The following is a 17,133-nucleotide window of genomic DNA, read 5'->3' as shown; positions in this document are numbered from 1 at the left end:
TGGTGCTCACCGGGCCTCCTCGGCTGGGCGTACGTGGCTGGCTGGGCTTGCTGGCGGCGCGGCGAGCGCCGAGCGCACCACCTTGTTCAGGGACGAGCGTGGCAGGTCGGGGACGAGGTCGAAGTGTCGCGGCACCTTGAACCCCGCGAGCTCGCGGCGGCAGAACGCCTCCAGGTCCTCGGCGTCGGTGAACCGGCCGGCGCGCGGCACCACGAACGCGTGGCCCACCTCGCCCCAGCGCTCGTCGGGCACACCGACGACGGCGGCGTCCGCCACGGCCGGGTGCCGCCGCAGCGCCGCCTCCACCTCGGCCGGCGTGACGTTCTCGCCGCCCGTGATGAACACGTCCTTGAGCCGGTCCACCACGCGGTAGTACCCGTCGGCATCGCGTTCCACCAGGTCACCGGTGCGCAGCCAGCCGCCCGCGAACGACGCCGCGGTCGCTTCCGGCTCCCGGAAGTAGCCCGCGAACACGCTCGGGCCACGCACCAGCAGCTCGCCGGTCGCGGTGCCGGCGAGGTGCTCGCCGGTGACCGGGTCGGCCACCGCCACCTCGACGTGCGGATACGGCACGCCGGCGGAGCCGACGCGGTCGCGCGCCACGTCGTCGGGCAGGCAGAGCACGTTGGGCCCCGCCTCGGTGAGGCCGTAGCCCTGGGTGAGCGCGACGCCGCGCCGGTGCCAGGCGCGCAGCAGCGGCTCCGGCATGGGCGCGCCGCCCACGACGGCGTGCCGCAGCGAGCTGAGGTCGGCCGCCGCGAAGCCGGGGTGCTCGGCGAGCAGCAGGTAGTTGGTGGGCACACCCATCATGGTCGTGACCCGCCGGTCGGCGACCAGGCGCAGCACGCGCTCGGGCTCGAAGGTGCGCTCCAGCACCACGGTCGCGCCCGTCCACCAGGCCAGCAGCGGCTGGATGTTCCAGCCGCCCACGTGGAACTGCGGCAGCACGGAGAGCACCACGTCTGTGCTGGTCAGCTCCACCGTCCGGGACAGCGACAGGTTGTTCCAGAAGCAGTTTGCGTGGGTGAGCAGCGCGCCCCGCGAGGTGCCGCCCGTGCCGGAGGTGAACACCAGGAGCAGCGGGTCGTCGTCGCGCACCGCGCGGTGCGGCGGGCCGGCGGGCGGCGGCTCGGCGAGGGACATGCGGCGCGTGGGCGGCGGCACGCGCGCCTCCACGCCGTGCGGCCCCAGCGCGGTGCGCGACGGCGGCAGCGGCAGCCGTTCGAGCGCGGCGTCCGCCAGGGTGCCGCACTCCTCCTCGACGAGCACGAGCGCGGGGTCGGCCTGGTCGAGCTGCGCCGCGAGCTCGTGCGGCGACAGCCGCCACGACAGCGGCGCGAGCACGAGCCCGGCCTTGGCGCAGGCGAAGAACAGCACCACCTGGTCGGAGCTGTTGCCGGTCACGGTGGCGATCCGGTCGCCCACCCCGTAGCCGGCGTCGAGCAGCCGCGCCGCGAGCGCCGTCGCCCGGGCGTCGAGGGCGCGGTACGTCAGGGTGACACCGCGGTCGTCGACGGCCACCCGGTCGGGCGTGGCCAGCGCGCGGTCGCGTGGCCAGCGGCCCAGCGTGTGCAGGTCGCTCATGCCGCCGCCCCCTCGGGGGCGGGCACGCCGGGCGCGGGGCCGCTTCCGTCCGGGTCGCTCCCGGGCGGCCCGCCCGGCGTGGTCCGACGTCGGGCGGCCAGCCGTTCGGCCGCGCCCGCCAGCCCGCCGGGCAGGAAGATCACGACCAGCACGAAGCAGGTGCCGAGCAGGAACATCGGCTCCGACAGCGGGATGCGGAGCACGGCGGGCAGCCCGGCCACGGCCTCGGAGTGCGCGAGCTCCGCGAGGCGCTGGTCGAGCAGCGTGTAGAGCACCGCCCCCACGACCGCGCCCCACCGCGAGCCGACGCCGCCCAGCACCACCATGACCAGGAGCGTGAGCGTGAAGTCCGCGGTCGACGCCGCCGGCGAGGCGCCGGACTGCAGCAGCAGGTACGTCATCCCGACCACGGTCGCGAGCGACGCCGCCAGGACGAACACCACGAGCTTGGTCAGGTAGGGGCGGCCGCCGATGATCCGCACGCGCACCTCGTTCTCACGCACGGCCGCGGCCATGTGCCCGGCCCGGCTGCGCTCGATCCACAGCACCACCAGGTAGACCAGCAGCAGCACCGCGAGCGCCAGCCAGTACAGGTTGCGGGTGTTCACCACGCCGACGAGGGCGGCCGGCACGCCGTCGGTCGCGAGCGCGAGCCCCTCCTCGCCGCCGGTCACGTCGCCCTGGTCACGGCGCACGAGCACGTTCCCGGCCTGCGCGAACGCGAGCGTGACCATGGCGAACGAGATGCCGGTGACCCGCAGCGAGATGGCGCCCACGACGAACGCGAGGGCCACACCGCCCACGAGCACGAGCGCGGCGGCGGGCAGGAGCGGCACGTCGGTGCGGTCCAGCACGATGGCGAGGCCGTAGATGCCGGCCGCGAAGTAGAGCGCGTGCCCGAAGCTCATCAGCCCCGCGACCCCGAACAGCAGCTGGTAGGACAGCGCGAGCGCCGCCGTCAGCCAGCACAGGGCCAGGAGCTGGAGCGTGCCCGGCTCGTACGTGTACCCCGGCAGCACGCCCGGGACCGGGACCGCCAGCAGCGGCAGGCACCCCAGGAGCACCAGGAGCGCGAGGCCGCCGAGGCGGGTGCGGATGCTGGTCATGCGGGCCTCCCCATCAGTCCGGACGGGCGCACGAGCAGCACGAGCGCCAGGAGCAGGACGACGATCAGGTCGCCGGTGTTGTTCAGGTAGAAGTTCGCGAGCTGCTGCAGCACGGCGACGACGACGGACGCCACCGCCGCCCCGGTCAGCGAGCCCATGCCGCCGATCACCGTGACGATGAACGCGAAGATCAGCAGGCTCGCGCCCAGGTGCGGCGAGACGTAGTTCAGCGACTGCGTGGCGAGCACGCCGCCCAGTCCGGCCGCGGCCCCGCCGACGGCGAACACCAGCGTGAACGCCTGGCGCACGTCGATGCCGAGCGCCGTGACCATGGCCCGGTTCTCCACGCCCGCGCGGATGATCAGGCCGTATCTCGTGTACCGCAGGAACGCGACGATGCCGCCGAGCACCGCTGCCGCCGCGAGCACGTTGAGGAACGCGGTGTTCGGCACGTGCGCGCCCAGGACGTCGGTGGTCGAGGACAGCCACTCGGTGCGCGTGACGTTGCGCGGGTTCGGCCCCCAGATCCCCTCGAACAGGGCGACGGTGGCGAGCGAGAGGCCGACGGTGACGAGCACCTGCTCGATGTGCCGGTTGTACAGGGGCCGGATGAGGCCCAGCTCCGTGGCGGTCGCCGCGGCCGCGCCGGTCAGCGCGCCCACCACGAGACCCAGCAGGAGCCCGCCCCAGGTGCCCGCGCCGACGAGGTTGCCGGCCGCGAGCCCGACGAACGCACCGAGCGTGAGGAACGAGCCGTGCGCGAAGTTCAGCACGCCCATCAGGCCGTAGATCAGGGACAGGCCCGAGGCGACGAGGAAGTACAGCCCGCCCAGGCCGAGGCCCGTGGCCAGCAGAAGGATCAGGGTGCTCATCGGCCGGCCTCCGCGGTGGTGGTTGCTTCCTCGCCGGCCGGGTCGGGTTCGCCGGCCGAGACCCCCAGCAGCCGCTGGACCAGGTCGGGATCGTCCAGCAGCGCCCGCGCCGGGCCGGTGTGCACCACGCGTCCGGCGTCGATCACCACGACCCGCTCGGCGAGCCGCTCGACCACCTGGAGGTTCTGCTCCACGAGCAGCACGGGCACGGTCCGGGCGGCCGCGGCCAGGGTGTCGGTCACCTCGGTCACGATCCGCGGGGCGAGCCCCTTGGTGGGCTCGTCCACCAGGAGGATCCGGTTCTCGTTGAGCAGCGCCCGCGCCAGCGAGACCATCTGCTGCTGCCCGCCCGAGAGTGTGCCCGCACGCTGCCCGGCCCGCTCGACCAGGTCCGGGAAGAGGGCGTCGACGAGCTCGCGGTGCTCCGCCGTCGTGCCGCCGCTTCCCGCGCGGCGTTCCGCGAGCCGCAGGTTCTCCGCCACCGTCAGGCCCGCGAACACCTCGCGGTCCTCCGGCACGTACCCCACGCCGCGCCGGACGATGCGGTCCGTGCGCTCGGCGTCCACCCGGACGCCGTCGAGCAGCACCTCGCCCGTCCGCTCGATCAGGCCGAGGACCGCCCGCAGCGTGGACGTCTTGCCGACTCCGTTGCGGCCGAGCACCGCGGTGACGCCGGACGCCGGCACCTCGAACGACACGTCGTGCACCACCTCCTGGCCGGCGATGCGCGCGGACAGCCCGCGCACCTCCAGCACGTTCGCCCCGCTCATGCCGCGCTCCCCGCCGTCGTGCCCAGGTACGCGGACTGAACCGTCTCGTCCGCCATGACCTTCTCCGGGACGTCGCAGGTCAGGAGCTCGCCGTGGTGCATGACGGCGACGCGGTCGGCCAGGCCCAGCACCACGTCCATGTGGTGCTCCACCATGAGCACGGTGCGGCCGGAGTCGTTGATGGACCGGATCACCTCGACCAGCCCGGCGACGTCGCCCGTGGCGACTCCCGCCATCGGCTCGTCCAGCAGCACCACCGACGAGTCCATCGCCAGCAGCACGGCGATCTCCAGCTTCCGCTTGTCGCCGTGGGACAGGTCGCCGGCCGCGGCGTCGGCCCGGTGGGTCAGGCCCACGGTCGCGAGGTGCTCGGCGGCCTCTCCCGACGCGGCGTCGCCGCGCCGCGGAAAGCGCAGCACCGAGAGGCTGCCGCCGAGGCGGCGCTGGGTGGCGAGCCGGACGTTCTCGACGACGGACAGCCTCGGGAACAGGCTCGACGTCTGGAAGGTCCGGCCCAGGCCGGCGCGGGCCCGGACCGCGACGGAGGCCGCCGTCACGTCCCGGCCCCCGAGCAGCACGCGGCCGCTCGTGGCCCGGTAGATCCCGCTGATCAGGTTGAACAGCGTGGTCTTGCCCGCGCCGTTCGGACCGATCACGCCCAGCAGCTCGCCGCGCCCCACCCGGAGGTCCACCCCGTCGAGGATGCGTGCGCCGCCGATCGTCAGCCCGAGCCCGGCCGTCTCGAGGACCGGCTCGCCACCCGTCGTCATTACTCGCTCGCCTCGGCGGGCGCGACGGACGCGCCGTCGATGACCTCGACCAGCTCCGGCGTCCAGGTGTCGCCGTCCTTGACCAGCTTGGCCTGGTACATCGGCTGGATCAGGGCGTGGTCGGAGGCGCGGACCGTGGTCTCGCCCTTGGGGCCCTCGAAGGTGTAGCCCTCCAGCGCGTCGACCATGGCCTCGACGTCGCCGGCGCCCTCCTCGATCGCGTGCACGATCAGCTGTGCCGCCACGAAACCGTCGGGAGTGAACAGGTCGGGGGTGCCGCCGGCCGCCTCGACGGTGTCCAGCATCGCGGTCTCCGTCTCGGTGCCGGCCGCGCCCGGGAAGTAGTGGTTGAGGAAGCTGACCTTCTCGGCCGCGTCGCCGTAGGCGCCGTAGGTGGCCACGTCGCCGAGGCCGGTCACGACGGTGGTCTCGTCGAGCACACCCTGCTGGTCCAGGCCCTGCCACATCGCGCCCGTGGTGGCGCCGGCCCAGGCCACGAAGACCATGTCGGCTCCCGCGTCGAGCACCTTCTTGGCGAAGGGCGTGAACTCGGTGGCGTCCTCGGGCACCAGCACCGAGGTGACCTCCGCGCCCTGGCCGCCCAGCACGCCCTCGACGGCCGCGAGGTTGCCCTGCCCGAAGGCGTTGTCCTGGGCGAAGACGACGACCTTCGAGCCCTTCGGGTGCACGAAGGTGCCCGCCGCGGCGACGTCCTGCAGCGACTGCCGGCCGCTGCGGAACGTGTACCGGTTGATGCCGGTGAGCGTGTCCACGGCCGCGGGGCCGGACACGTACAGGACCTTGTTCTGCTCGGCCTGCTCGGCCAGCGGCAGCGCCACGCCCGAGACGACCGTGCCGCCCAGGATCTGGTAGCCCTTGCCGATCAGGTCCTTGGCCTGCGAGACCGCCTTCTCGGGGTCGCCGGCGTCGTCGTGGTAGGTCACGTTCAGCTCGTGGCCGGCCACCGTGCCGGTGCCGTCCGTGGCGTACTCGATGCCCGCCTCGAACCCCTGCTTGTAGGCCGCGCCGTAGGCGGCGAGCGGCCCGGACTCCGAATAGACGATGCCGACGTCGATCGGCGCCGCGTCGGCGCCGTCGTCGCCGCTGCCGCCGGTGGTCGCGCCGGTCGGCGCGCACGCTGCGAGCGCCAGGCCCGTCACCGCCGCGGCGGCGACGGCCATGAGGGACTTCCTCGTCCGCATGACTCTGCCCTTCTTCGGGTGGTCGCCGCTCGTGGGGTGCGGGCTACGTCGCCCAAACCTGAGAGGCGATTCAGGTTGCGGAGATAGTGGACGAGACGGGCATCTCGTGTCAACCCACCCGCCGGGAGAAGGTGCCGGATGAACTATTGACAGGTGATTCAGGTCGCACCTAATGTCCGCAGATGTCCGGCTGACCCCGCGCATCGGAGCGCCTCGGGCAGCACGACCTCAACGTGGAGGTTCGCATGACACACCCATCCCCCCGGCGCCCTCGGCGCCTGGCCGTCTGGATCGCGGCCGTCGCCGCCGTGGCCCTCACCCCGCCCGCGGTCGCGGCCGTGGCCGCCGTGCCCCAGCCGGCGGCGCAGTCCGTCGAGGCGGGTGCCTGGTCGTCCCGCACGGCGGGCGGCATGACGACGCAGCTCTACGTGCCGACCTCGGAGCCCGCGCTGGCGGCCGGCCGGGCGCTGATGATCAACCTGCACGGCTGCGTGCAGACGTCGGCCAACCTGAAGAACGGCGGCAACTGGACCACGACGGCCGACCAGTACGGCATGGTCGTGGCCGTCCCCGCGGCGCCGAACGGCGGCGTGCTGCTCGGCTGCTGGGACTACTACGACACCTCGCACTCGCGGGCCAACCCGGCGCGGCACGACGACAACCTGCTGCAGCTCGTCGACGACCTGCTCGGGGACGCCTCGCTCGGCATCGACCCCAACCAGGTCTACCTCTCCGGGCTCTCGTCCGGCGGCGGCGAGACCATGGTGATGGGCTGCCTCGCGCCCGACGTCTTCGCGGGGATCGGCATCGACGCCGGCCCGACGGTCGGCACGACGTCGGGCCAGATCGGGTCGGTGGCGACCACGAAGGCGCAGGCCACGACCGTGTGCCGCAACTTCGCCTCGACCGGCTCGCCGGGCTTCGGCACACAGGTGACGTCGGTGGTGTACGGGTCGTCCGACACGACGGTCGCGACCGGGTACAACACGTTGAACGCGCAGGTCATGGCCGGGATCTACGGGGCGTCGACCCAGTCGTCGTTCTCCCTGGCGGGGCTGCCCGGCACCAACACCGCCGGCAGCGGAACGCTGTGGTCCGACGCCGCGGGGCCGCGCGTCTCCCTCATCGCGAACACGAACGTGGGTCACGCCTGGCCGGCCGGCGGCGGGCCGGGCGGCTCGTACATCTCGACGAGCTCGGTGAACTACCCGGCGTACGTGACGGACTTCTTCTTCGACACCAACCGGCGCGTCGACCGGTCGGCCGAGCCCACCGACCCGCCCACGGACCCGCCCACCGACCCGCCCACGGACCCGCCGGGCCTGTTCTGCGGCGCGGCCACGAACGCGCAGCACCAGGCCGCGGGCCGGGCGACGTCGTACGGCATCGACCCATACAACCCGTTCTACGCCGTCGGCTCCCTGGACTACCTCGGCCAGGGCAACGCGACCGTGACGACCCTGCGGGAGACGTCGGAGGGGGTGTACGACCTGGTCACGGGCTGCTGACCGGCCAGACCCGCCCCGGGCCGGGGGCCTCCCGACCCGGGGCGCGGCTTTATTCGCGTGCCCCGGACAACCTCCGCGTGCCACGATCGAGACGGCCTCGGCCGCCGGCCGGGGACCAGGGCGCCGCCGCACCGCCGCGGCAGCGCGCATCGCCTGACACCCCCAGGAGTCATCGTGCGCCGAGCAACCCTGACCGCGACAACCGCGGCCTCCGTCCTCCTGACCAGCCTGGTCGCGGCCCCTGCCCTGGCCGCCCCGGGCGACCCGATGCCGGGCTGGGACCCGCGACCGGAGGAGGCGCACCGCGAGGTCGCCGTCGCCGGATCGGGCCGCGTGTTCGTCGACGCGAGCTCCGAGGGCGGGTACAAGGTGGTCTCCTACCTGGAGAACGGCTCCGGGAACGACTGGGTCCGCACGGACATCGACCCCGGCACGAGGGCCGAGATCGCGACCGGCGACAACGGGTACGCCGTGGACCTCCGGTTCAGCGCGGACGGGGCCGCCCGCTACCGCACCTACGACGGCAGCGCCTGGAGCGACGCCGCGACCTTCTACGACGACGACGTGCACGCGACGCAGTTCGCCGCGAACTCCGCGGGCGACGTGGCGGTGCTCCTCCGACTCAATGCCGGCGGCGGGACGGTGCTGGCCCGTCTGGTCCACGGCGGGCAGTGGGTGGTGCAGGAGGTCCCCGGCGTCCCGGCGGACGTCCCGGCCGACGTCGCGCTCAACGACGTGGGCAAGACCACCGTGGTCTGGGCGGCCCCCGCCGGCGAGACGTCGGACGTCCGCCGGACCGTCGCCCGGGCGGGCTCGACCACGCTGATCCCGCCCACGACCGTCGGCACGGTGAACGACCCCGCACCGAACCTCGCGATCGACACGGACGGCGAAGGCCGCGAGACGATCATCGGCGGCAACCTGCTGTGGCGGCAGGCGAGCACCAGCCAGCTTCCCGTGTACCGGCTCCGCACGAGCGTCCACGCGCAGCTCGTCACCGGCGACTCGGCAACACGTGTGGTCTGGCCCACCACCACCGAGACCGGCTACGCGGTCCGCTCGGTGCTCTTCGACGACGAGACCCAGCGCCCGCAGACCACGCTCTGGTCGCACACGCAGCCGCCGTCGGGCTGCCGCGCCACCAGCGGGCTCGCCAACGTCGCCCTCGGCGTCGGGATGGTCCCCGGCGGACGGTCGTACCTCGCCGTCGGCCTCCGGCGTGACATCGGGACCGACGACACCTGCCCCGACATCGCCTCGCTGCTCGTGGTCGACCGCCAGGACCAGGTGCTGGGCGAGGAGCCCCTCGGCTACTTCGCCAACGGCGAGGAGTTCCAGGTGGACGCCGGCGCGGCCGGCCCGGTCGCCGTCGAGTTCAAGAACTGGGACGACGGCGCCGACCCGGTCGGCGAGGACCAGCCGGACGGCCTGTACTCGCTGCGGTTCTTCCAGCGCTGACGTCCCCCGGGTTCTGAGCTGCGCTCAGCCCTCGGGAGCGTGCCGCTCCAGGAACCTGTAGACCTCCGTGGTCTCCACGCCCGGGTACGCGCCCGAGGGCATCGCGGCGAGCATCGACGCGTGCGGCCGGGCGGAGGGCCAGGCGAAGTCGCCCCACTTCTCGGTCAGGTCCGCGGGCGGACGCCTGCAGCACGACTCGTCGGGGCACCGCGACGCCGACCGGACCGTCGTCTCGCGCCCGGAGAACCACTTGACGTGCGCGAACGGCACACCGACGGAGACCGAGAAGGCGCCGTCCGACGTGTTCTCCACGCGCGACGTGCACCAGTAGGTGCCCGACGGCGTGTCCGTGTACTGCGCGTACGGGTTGAACCGGTCCTCGACGTCGAACACCTGGCGCGCCGTCCACTGCTTGCAGACGTGCTGGCCCTCGACGGCGCCCAGGGCGTCCGAGGGGAACCGCACGCCGTCGTTCTCGTACGCCTTGTGCAGGATCCCGGACTCGTGGACCTTCATGAAGTGCACCGGGATGCCGAGGTGGCGCGTGGCGAGGTTGGTGAACCGGTGCGCGGCGGTCTCGAAGGACACCCCGAACGCGTCGCGCAGGTCCTCGATCGCGATGGCGCGCTCGTCCTTGGCGTCGCGCAGGAACTTCACGCCCGGCTTCTCCGGCACCATCAGGGCCGCTGCGAGGTAGTTGGCCTCGACCCGCTGGCGCAGGAACTCGCCGTAGTCGCCCGGCTCCGTGTGATCCAGCACGTGCGAGGCCAGCGCCTGGAGCAGCGCCGAGCGCGTGTTCGAGCGGCCGCGGAACCCCTTGGACGGCAGGTAGACGCGCCGGTTCCGGGTGTCGATCACCGACCGCGTCGAGTGCGGCAGGTCGCTCACGTAGTGCAGCGTGAAACCGAGGTGCGCGGCGATCTCCGCGGCCATCCGCTGCGGCAGCGGCCCGGAGGTGTGCCCCACGTCGGCGAGCAGCTCCTTGGCGACCTGCTCCAGCTCGGGCAGGTAGTTGTCCTTGGCGCGCATGTCGTCGCGGAGCTCGCCGTTGGCCCGGCGCGCCTCCTCCGGGGTCGCGGCGCGCTCGGTGTGCAGGCGCTCCAGCTCCCGGTGCAGCGCCAGGATGGTCCCGAGCGCGTCGGTGGGCAGCGACTTGCCGATGCGCACGCCGTCGATCCCGAGGGACGCGAACAGGGGGCCGCGCTGCACGCGCTCCAGCTCGATCTCCAGCGCGTCCCGCTCCGACGGCGGCTCGGCCGACAGCAGGTCGTCCACCCCGGCGCCGAGCGCCCGTGCGATCGCCTGGAGCTGGGAGAACTTGGGCTCCCGCTTCCCGTTCTCCAGCGTGCTGACCTGCGACGGGGCGCGGTCGATCGCCGCCGCGAGGTCTTCGAGCGTCATGCCCTTGCTGGTCCGCAGGTAGCGGATGCGCCGGCCGATCGTGAGGGCGTCGGGCTCGCCGTCCGCCGTCGGGCCGCCGGAGACGCCGCCCGCGACACCGACCGCCGCGCCGCGCGCGGGACGCGCCACCGGACGGCGCGTGGCGCCCGCCGCCTGCCGGCGTGGCTGGGCGCTCTGCCCGCCCTGCGGGGAACGCGAGGATGTCGCGTTTCGGGCGGTTCCGCGATTTTCGGTGCTTCCTGCCATGCCCGAGGGTGACATAGGCAAAGGCTTCCGATCAACAGAAGAACACGAAAACTTCTGCGCGGATCTGCTTGAGAAGGGGGTTGCGGAGGGCAGATGGTCGTAACACGTCACCGGCAGACGCGGTGACAACGTTCCGTCCCGAGAAGGAGACCCGCCATGAGCGCACCCACGATCGACCACACGTCCGAGGCGACCACGTCCGCGACGACCGCGGTGCCGGCGCAGGCCTCCGTCCGCGCCGGGGACCAGGTCCAGACCGCCGAGGAGCTGCGCCGGTCCTGGGCGTCCGACCCGCGCTGGGCCGGCATCGAGCGCAGCTTCACCGCCGAGGACGTCGTCGCCCTGCGCGGCTCGGTCGGCGAGGAGAACACCCTCGCCCGCCGCGGCGCCGAGCGCCTGTGGCGCCAGCTCCACGAGGAGGACTACATCAACGCCCTCGGCGCGCTGACCGGCAACCAAGCCGTGCAGCAGGTCAAGGCGGGCCTCCAGGCCATCTACCTCTCCGGCTGGCAGGTGGCCGGCGACGCGAACCTCTCGGGGCAGACCTACCCTGACCAGTCGCTCTACCCGGCCAACTCCGTGCCGGCCGTGGTCCGCCGCATCAACAACGCCCTGCTGCGCGCCGACCAGATCGACGTCTCCGAGAACGGCACCCCCAGCCGCGACTGGCTCGCGCCGATCGTGGCCGACGCCGAGGCCGGCTTCGGCGGCCCGCTGAACGCGTACGAGCTGATGAAGTCGATGATCCAGTCCGGCGCCGCGGGTGTGCACTGGGAGGACCAGCTCGCCTCGGAGAAGAAGTGCGGCCACCTGGGCGGCAAGGTGCTCATCCCCACCCAGCAGCACGTGCGCACGCTCAACGCGGCCCGGCTCGCGGCCGACGTCGCCGACGTGCCGTCCATCGTGATCGCCCGCACCGACGCCGAGGCCGCGACCCTGATCACCTCGGACGTCGACGAGCGCGACCGCCCGTTCATCACCGGCGAGCGCACCAACGAGGGCTTCTACAAGGTGACCAACGGCATCGAGCCGTGCATCGCCCGCGCCAAGGCCTACGCGCCCTACTCCGACCTGATCTGGATGGAGACCGGCACGCCGGACCTGGAGCTGGCACGCACGTTCGCCGAGGCCGTCAAGGCGGACTTCCCCGACCAGATGCTGAGCTACAACTGCTCGCCGTCGTTCAACTGGAAGAAGCACCTCGACGACGACACGATCGCCAAGTTCCAGCGCGAGCTGGGCGCGATGGGCTTCACGTTCCAGTTCATCACCCTGGCCGGCTTCCACGCGCTGAACTACTCGATGTTCGACCTCGCCCACGGCTACGCCCGCGAGCAGATGTCGGCGTACGTGAAGCTGCAGGAGCTGGAGTTCGCCGCCGAGGAGCGCGGCTACACCGCCACGAAGCACCAGCGCGAGGTCGGCACGGGCTACTTCGACCGGGTCGCCACCGCGCTCAACCCGGACTCGGCGACCACCGCCCTGGCCGGCTCGACCGAGGCGGCGCAGTTCTGATGACCGCGACCATCGACACCCGCGCCCAGGGCACGAGCCCCTACGACGCCGACGCCGGCCTGGCCGGCATCGGCACCCCGCCGGCGGCCCGCACCGGGTCCGCCCCGGCGTCCCGCACCGCGTCCGCCCCGCCGTCGACCCCCGCTCCCGCGCAGGCGCCCGCCCCGGCGTCCGCGCCCCGGAGCTCGGCCCCCAGCACGCTGCCGAACGGCGGGGTGGGCGCCTCGGGGACCGGCGCCCGGCGAGGCGTGATCACCGTGACCGCGGCCGTCGGGCCGCGGTACGGCGAGATCCTGACGCCGGAGGCCCTGGCGTTCCTGGCCCTGCTCCACGACCGGTTCGATGCCCGCCGCGACGAGCTGATCGCGCAGCGTCAGCTCCGCCGGCAGGACATCGCCGACGGCGCCGACCCCGACTTCCGCGCCTCGACCCGGCCGGTCCGGGACGACCCGGACTGGCGGGTGGCCGGATCGCGCAACGCGCCCGGCCTGGAGGACCGGCGCGTCGAGATCACGGGTCCGACCGACCCGAAGATGACCATCAACGCGCTCAACTCGGGGGCACGCTGCTGGCTGGCCGACGCCGAGGACGCGTCCAGCCCCACGTGGCCCAACGTGATCGAGGGGCAGCTCGCGCTGCACGACGCGATCCGCGGCACGCTCAGCTTCACGAACGAGGGCGGGAAGGAGTACACGCTCCGGTCGGCCGACCTCGTGGACCTCCCGACCATCGTGTTCCGCCCCCGCGGCTGGCACCTCGACGAGGCGCACCTGCGGTACACGGACGCGAACGGCATCACGAGCAGCACGCTCGGCAGCCTCGTGGACTTCGGTCTCTACTTCTTCCACAACGCCGCCGAGCTCATCGCCCGCGGCCGTGGCCCGTACTTCTACCTGCCCAAGCTGGAGGGCTACCGGGAGGCGCGGCTGTGGAACGAGGTCTTCGAGGTGGCGCAGGACGCGCTCGGCATCCCGCGCGGCACCGTGTGCGCCACGGTGCTCATCGAGACGCTGCCCGCGGCGTTCGAGATGGAGGAGATCCTCTACGAGCTGCGTGACCACTGCGCCGGCCTGAACGCCGGCCGCTGGGACTACCTGTTCTCGGTGATCAAGTGCTTCCGCACGCGCGGCGACTCGTACGTGCTGCCGGACCGCGCCCAGGTCACCATGACGGCGCCGTTCATGCGCGCGTACACCGAGCTGCTCGTGGCGACCTGCCACAAGCGCGGCGCGCACGCCATCGGCGGCATGAGCGCGTTCATCCCCGACCGCCGCAACCCGGAGGTCACGCGACAGGCGTTCCAGCAGGTCGCCGCCGACAAGAAGCGCGAGGCCGGCGACGGCTTCGACGGCACCTGGGTGGCCCACCCCGACCTCATCCCGGTGGCCGAGGCCGAGTTCGACGCCGTGCTGGGCGACGCGCCGAACCAGGTCACCCGCCTGCGGCCCGACGTCGCCGTGGGGCAGCACGAGCTGCTCGACGTCGCGTCGGCGCGGCGAGCCGGGGCGACCGTGACGTCCGCCGGGCTGCGGTCGAACGTCTCGGTGGCCGTGCGCTACCTCGACGCGTGGCTCCGCGGTACCGGTGCCGCCGCGCTGGACAGCCTCATGGAGGACGCCGCGACCGCGGAGATCTCCCGGTCCCAGGTGTGGCAGTGGATCGCGTCGGGCACCGTGACCGACGACGACCAGCAGCCCGTGACCCGGGAGCGCGTCGAGGCGATCCTGCTCGACGTCGTGGCCTCGCTGCCGCACGGCCAGGGCAACCGGATCGACGACGCGGCCGAGATCTTCCGCGCCGTCGCCCTGGAGGACGACTTCCCGGCGTTCCTCACGAGCCCGGCCTACCAGGGGCACCTGGTGGGCTCGCCCGTCGACCGGCCGTAGCCGGTCGACCTCAGGCTGGGACGCCCCGCTGTCGGGGCGTCCCTTCCATCCGCCCGACGCCGTGCCCGGTCGCCGCTCTCTCGGCGCCCCACCACCCCTGGGGTGAGACCGGCGCGGCGTCGGGCTCTGCCGCCGGGGGCCGACAAGCACGACATTCCGTTTGTTGCATGCCCCGTCAGTAGCGCTACCCTGGGCCTTCTTCGACGGACGGCAGCGGGACGCTCGACGACACCGCTGCCCCGACCGGTCGGCGGGCGGACCACGGTTCGCCGACGCCGATGTCATGCGCAAGGGGGCGTTGACCAGTGAGCGAACAGCCGAGCGGTGCACAGCCGGCGGACCGGACATCGGGCGAGAGCGGGCCTGCTGGTGCTGCCGGGCCCGGGATGTCCGGGCCGGGAGCGCCCACGCCCCGGTCGCACCTGCCGGGAGCGGCCTTCCGCCGACCGGACGTCCGGCGCCGCGGGACCCTGGGCCGCCCCGGGCGCAGCGCCTGGACCGGCGTCGTCGCCCTGGCGGTGACCGGAAGCGTCCTGGTCAGCGCGTCCGCGAGCGTTCCGCCGGCGGGTGCCGGGCTGCTCGGCACGCCGACCGCGGGCGTGGCGACGGTGCCCGCCGCGTCGGGCCCGGGCCAGACGGCGGCACGGCTCGGCGCCGTCCGGCACGCCCCGCCCGCGCCGTCCGCCGTGGCGGACGGCGTCACCGTGAGCCAGGTCCTCGCCGTGCTCGACCGCGCCGAGCTGACCCTGCGGCAGAGCTCGGCACCCAGCCCCGGCGTCGCCCAGGCCGCCGCGGAGCTCGGCATGCTCTACACGACCTATCAGGCGCAGCAGCTCGCCCTGGCCGAGGCCGGCAGGCCGCTCCGGGTCGAGTCGGCCCCGACGGCGGGCGAGGCGCGCACGGCGGCCCCCGCGGCCGAGGTCGTGCGGGCGGAGCAGGTGTCGCACACCGTCACCGGCGCGCTCCGGCAGACCCGGGCCCCGGAGTGGGGCCCGTCAGAGGTCTTCCCGCCCCGGCGCGTCGTCCCCGCGGAGGGGCCGGGCTACGTGACGTTCGACGAGGTGGCCGTGGCCGCGATGCGGCTCGCGAACATGCTCGACCCGTCGTCGCCCACCGCGCTGCTGGACACGCTGCCGGATGCCGGCACGTCGCTGCGCCGCAACCTGCTGGAGACCGTGGCGGCCTACGGCGAGTCCACCGCGGGGTACGCCAACGGACGCATCCCCGCGGACGTCCTCTGCGCACTGCCCTTCGCGCCCGGCCACCTGCTGCGTTGCGACGCCGCCGAGCGGCTGACCGCGCTCAGCGCCCGCTTCGAGGACGAGTTCGGCTACCCGATCCCGCTGACCGACTCGTACCGCTCGTACGACCTGCAGGTGGCGGTCAAGGGCACCAAGCCGCACCACGCGGCCATCCCCGGCACGTCGAACCACGGCTGGGGTCTCGCGATCGACCTGGGCGACCCCGTCGCCGGCGGCAGCTCCCCCGAGTACGTGTGGCTGCGCCTGCACGCGCCCGGCTACGGCTGGGACAACCCGTCCTGGGCCCGGCTCGACGGCGCCAAGCCCGAGCCGTGGCACTTCGAGTTCTTCGCGGCGGGCTCCGTCCCGAACCGCGCCATCGACCCGGCCGACGTCGGCACATGGCGGTCGCCTGCCGCGTCCCGGACCGAGCCGGCGGACCCGGGCTCCCGGCCCGCGGAGGAGGCCGCGGCGACGAAGCGTCCGGCGTCCGGCGGGGACGGTTCCGGCGCCGACTCGGGCGGCGGACAGGACGGCGGATCCGGTGGGACCGGGGGCTCCGGCGGCGGCTCGTCGACGGAGCCGGGCGGCAGCACGCCGACAACCCCCGAGCCGCCGGCCCCGGCCGAGCCCACGCCGACCGAACCACCCGCGCAGGAGGACCCGGACTCCCCCACCGGCACAGGCCTCGTCGAGGACGTGGTCGGCGGCACGGTCGGCCTGGTCGGCGACACGGTCGAGGGTGTGGTCGGCGGCGTCGTCGGCGGCCTGCTCGGGGACGGCGGCGCGAGCGGGGCCACGAACCAGGCCGGGTGAACTTTCACCTCTGGCTCATATACGTCGGCCTTTCGCCCGTTTTGCCGGATACGGTGCGCCCATGTCCGACGACGAGAGCGCGACCCGCGCTCCAGAACTGAACCCGTCCGCCGAGCCCGTTCCGGCTCCGGACGCATCGAACGGCTCTGTCTCCGACGCCACCTCCGACGCCACGAACGGCAGCACGATGGCGGCCGCCGCGCACGCTCCCGCACCACGACAGGCGCTCGAAGGCGTCATGGCGTTCGTCAAGGACCACGCCGTCACCCTCGTCCTGGTGGTGCTGCTGATCGCTGCCGTGGTGTGGGGTGCGCTCGGCGTGGTCTCGACGAACGACTGGCAGTCGCGTGCGTCGGCGCTCTCGTCGGACCTGGCGAGCGCGGAACAGACCCTCGCCGAGGCCCGCGCGACGATCGACGACCTGGAGATCGCCAAGGAGCGGGCCGAGACCACGGCGACCGCCTGCATCGGCGCCATCGACGACGCGGACGCGATGCTCGAGGTCTCGGCCAAGATCGACGACAAGACGGTGGTCTACCTGGCAGGTCTGAACGACTTCATGGCCGCGGTCAACGCGGGCAACATCGCCGCGGCAGAGACCATCGCCGCCGAGATCGACGCGCTGACCGTGCAGCTCGAGGAGCTGAACGAGCAGATCGACGGCCACATCGACGACTACGAGGACACCGCCGAGGGGTGCCACGTGGACGACGCCCAGGGCGTCTGACCTGGGTTCCGGCCGCGCGGCGGCCGGAACC

At 73.5% G+C, this 17,133-nt stretch carries 13 protein-coding genes; 6 read left to right on the top strand and 7 right to left on the bottom strand.

Annotation, left to right across the window (positions count from 1 at the left end):
- Nucleotides 1-6: 6 nt before the first annotated feature.
- The 6 genes from ACH45N_RS06805 to ACH45N_RS06780 are packed head-to-tail and all read right to left on the bottom strand — an operon-like array spanning nt 7 to nt 6,304.
- Entirely contained in the window at nt 7-1,584 is a 1,578-nt protein-coding gene (locus ACH45N_RS06805) for a class I adenylate-forming enzyme family protein (protein ID WP_397392381.1), read from the bottom strand.
- Complete coding sequence (locus ACH45N_RS06800) at nt 1,581-2,690, bottom strand: branched-chain amino acid ABC transporter permease (protein ID WP_397392379.1); 1,110 nt, start codon at nt 2,688-2,690, stop codon at nt 1,581-1,583. The genes ACH45N_RS06805 and ACH45N_RS06800 overlap by 4 nt, the downstream gene beginning before the upstream one ends.
- Entirely contained in the window at nt 2,687-3,562 is an 876-nt protein-coding gene (locus tag ACH45N_RS06795) for a branched-chain amino acid ABC transporter permease (protein ID WP_397392377.1), read from the bottom strand. Before ACH45N_RS06795 ends, ACH45N_RS06800 begins: the two co-directional genes overlap by 4 nt.
- The gene (locus tag ACH45N_RS06790; protein ID WP_397392375.1) at nt 3,559-4,332 is read right to left on the bottom strand and encodes an ABC transporter ATP-binding protein; all 774 of its coding nucleotides are present in this window, start codon (nt 4,330-4,332) and stop codon (nt 3,559-3,561) included. Before ACH45N_RS06790 ends, ACH45N_RS06795 begins: the two co-directional genes overlap by 4 nt.
- Nucleotides 4,329-5,102, bottom strand: a complete 774-nt coding sequence (locus ACH45N_RS06785; RefSeq protein ID WP_397392373.1) for an ABC transporter ATP-binding protein — start codon at nt 5,100-5,102, stop codon at nt 4,329-4,331. Before ACH45N_RS06785 ends, ACH45N_RS06790 begins: the two co-directional genes overlap by 4 nt.
- Nucleotides 5,102-6,304, bottom strand: coding sequence for a substrate-binding domain-containing protein (locus ACH45N_RS06780; RefSeq protein ID WP_397392371.1), 1,203 nt, complete (start codon nt 6,302-6,304; stop codon nt 5,102-5,104). The genes ACH45N_RS06785 and ACH45N_RS06780 overlap by 1 nt, the downstream gene beginning before the upstream one ends.
- A 245-nt stretch (nt 6,305-6,549) precedes the next feature.
- Here ACH45N_RS06780 and ACH45N_RS06775 point away from each other — a divergent pair, with 245 nt between their 5' ends.
- Both ACH45N_RS06775 and ACH45N_RS06770 read left to right on the top strand, forming a co-directional pair.
- Entirely contained in the window at nt 6,550-7,812 is a 1,263-nt protein-coding gene (locus ACH45N_RS06775; protein WP_397392369.1) for a PHB depolymerase family esterase, read from the top strand.
- Between the two features lie 174 nt (nt 7,813-7,986).
- Nucleotides 7,987-9,270 carry a hypothetical protein gene (locus ACH45N_RS06770; protein ID WP_397392367.1) on the top strand — a complete coding sequence of 428 codons (1,284 nt, stop codon included), beginning with the start codon at nt 7,987-7,989 and terminating at the stop codon, nt 9,268-9,270.
- Between the two features lie 24 nt (nt 9,271-9,294).
- Here the strand turns inward: ACH45N_RS06770 and ACH45N_RS06765 are convergent, their stop codons facing one another.
- Nucleotides 9,295-10,800, bottom strand: coding sequence for a helix-turn-helix domain-containing protein (locus ACH45N_RS06765; protein WP_397392365.1), 1,506 nt, complete (start codon nt 10,798-10,800; stop codon nt 9,295-9,297).
- A gap of 273 nt (nt 10,801-11,073) precedes the next feature.
- Between ACH45N_RS06765 and aceA the strand changes: the two genes are divergently transcribed.
- The 4 genes from aceA to ACH45N_RS06745 all read left to right on the top strand — a co-directional run bounded on the left by aceA (nt 11,074) and on the right by ACH45N_RS06745 (nt 17,102).
- On the top strand, nt 11,074-12,432 hold the full coding sequence (aceA, locus tag ACH45N_RS06760) for an isocitrate lyase (protein WP_397392363.1): 1,359 nt from the start codon (nt 11,074-11,076) through the stop codon (nt 12,430-12,432).
- The gene (gene aceB / locus ACH45N_RS06755; RefSeq protein ID WP_397392361.1) at nt 12,432-14,318 is read left to right on the top strand and encodes a malate synthase A; all 1,887 of its coding nucleotides are present in this window, start codon (nt 12,432-12,434) and stop codon (nt 14,316-14,318) included. The genes aceA and aceB overlap by 1 nt, the downstream gene beginning before the upstream one ends.
- Nucleotides 14,319-14,623: 305 nt before the next feature.
- Nucleotides 14,624-16,375, top strand: coding sequence for a D-alanyl-D-alanine carboxypeptidase family protein (locus ACH45N_RS06750; protein WP_397392359.1), 1,752 nt, complete (start codon nt 14,624-14,626; stop codon nt 16,373-16,375).
- 61 nt (nt 16,376-16,436) lie between these two features.
- Nucleotides 16,437-17,102 (top strand): hypothetical protein, encoded by a 666-nt coding sequence (locus ACH45N_RS06745; RefSeq protein WP_397392357.1) that lies wholly within the window; start codon nt 16,437-16,439, stop codon nt 17,100-17,102.
- Nucleotides 17,103-17,133: the final 31 nt, after the last annotated feature.

Origin of the sequence: Promicromonospora sp. NPDC019610 (assembly GCF_044389365.1) — a bacterium.
Classification (GTDB): domain Bacteria; phylum Actinomycetota; class Actinomycetes; order Actinomycetales; family Cellulomonadaceae; genus Promicromonospora.
This window is presented reverse-complemented; position numbering and strand designations above follow the sequence as displayed.

Excerpts from the sequence above, each read along its gene's own strand:
- ACH45N_RS06805 (WP_397392381.1), bottom strand. The coding sequence starts at position 1,584 with ATGAGCGACCTGCACACGCTGGGCCGCTGGCCACGCGACCGCGCGCTG.
- ACH45N_RS06800 (WP_397392379.1), bottom strand. The coding sequence starts at position 2,690 with ATGACCAGCATCCGCACCCGCCTCGGCGGCCTCGCGCTCCTGGTGCTC.
- ACH45N_RS06795 (WP_397392377.1), bottom strand. The coding sequence starts at position 3,562 with ATGAGCACCCTGATCCTTCTGCTGGCCACGGGCCTCGGCCTGGGCGGG.
- ACH45N_RS06790 (WP_397392375.1), bottom strand. The coding sequence starts at position 4,332 with ATGAGCGGGGCGAACGTGCTGGAGGTGCGCGGGCTGTCCGCGCGCATC.
- ACH45N_RS06785 (WP_397392373.1), bottom strand. The coding sequence starts at position 5,102 with ATGACGACGGGTGGCGAGCCGGTCCTCGAGACGGCCGGGCTCGGGCTG.
- ACH45N_RS06780 (WP_397392371.1), bottom strand. The coding sequence starts at position 6,304 with ATGCGGACGAGGAAGTCCCTCATGGCCGTCGCCGCCGCGGCGGTGACG.
- ACH45N_RS06775 (WP_397392369.1), top strand. The coding sequence starts at position 6,550 with ATGACACACCCATCCCCCCGGCGCCCTCGGCGCCTGGCCGTCTGGATC.
- aceA (WP_397392363.1), top strand. The coding sequence starts at position 11,074 with ATGAGCGCACCCACGATCGACCACACGTCCGAGGCGACCACGTCCGCG.
- aceB (WP_397392361.1), top strand. The coding sequence starts at position 12,432 with ATGACCGCGACCATCGACACCCGCGCCCAGGGCACGAGCCCCTACGAC.
- ACH45N_RS06745 (WP_397392357.1), top strand. The coding sequence starts at position 16,437 with ATGTCCGACGACGAGAGCGCGACCCGCGCTCCAGAACTGAACCCGTCC.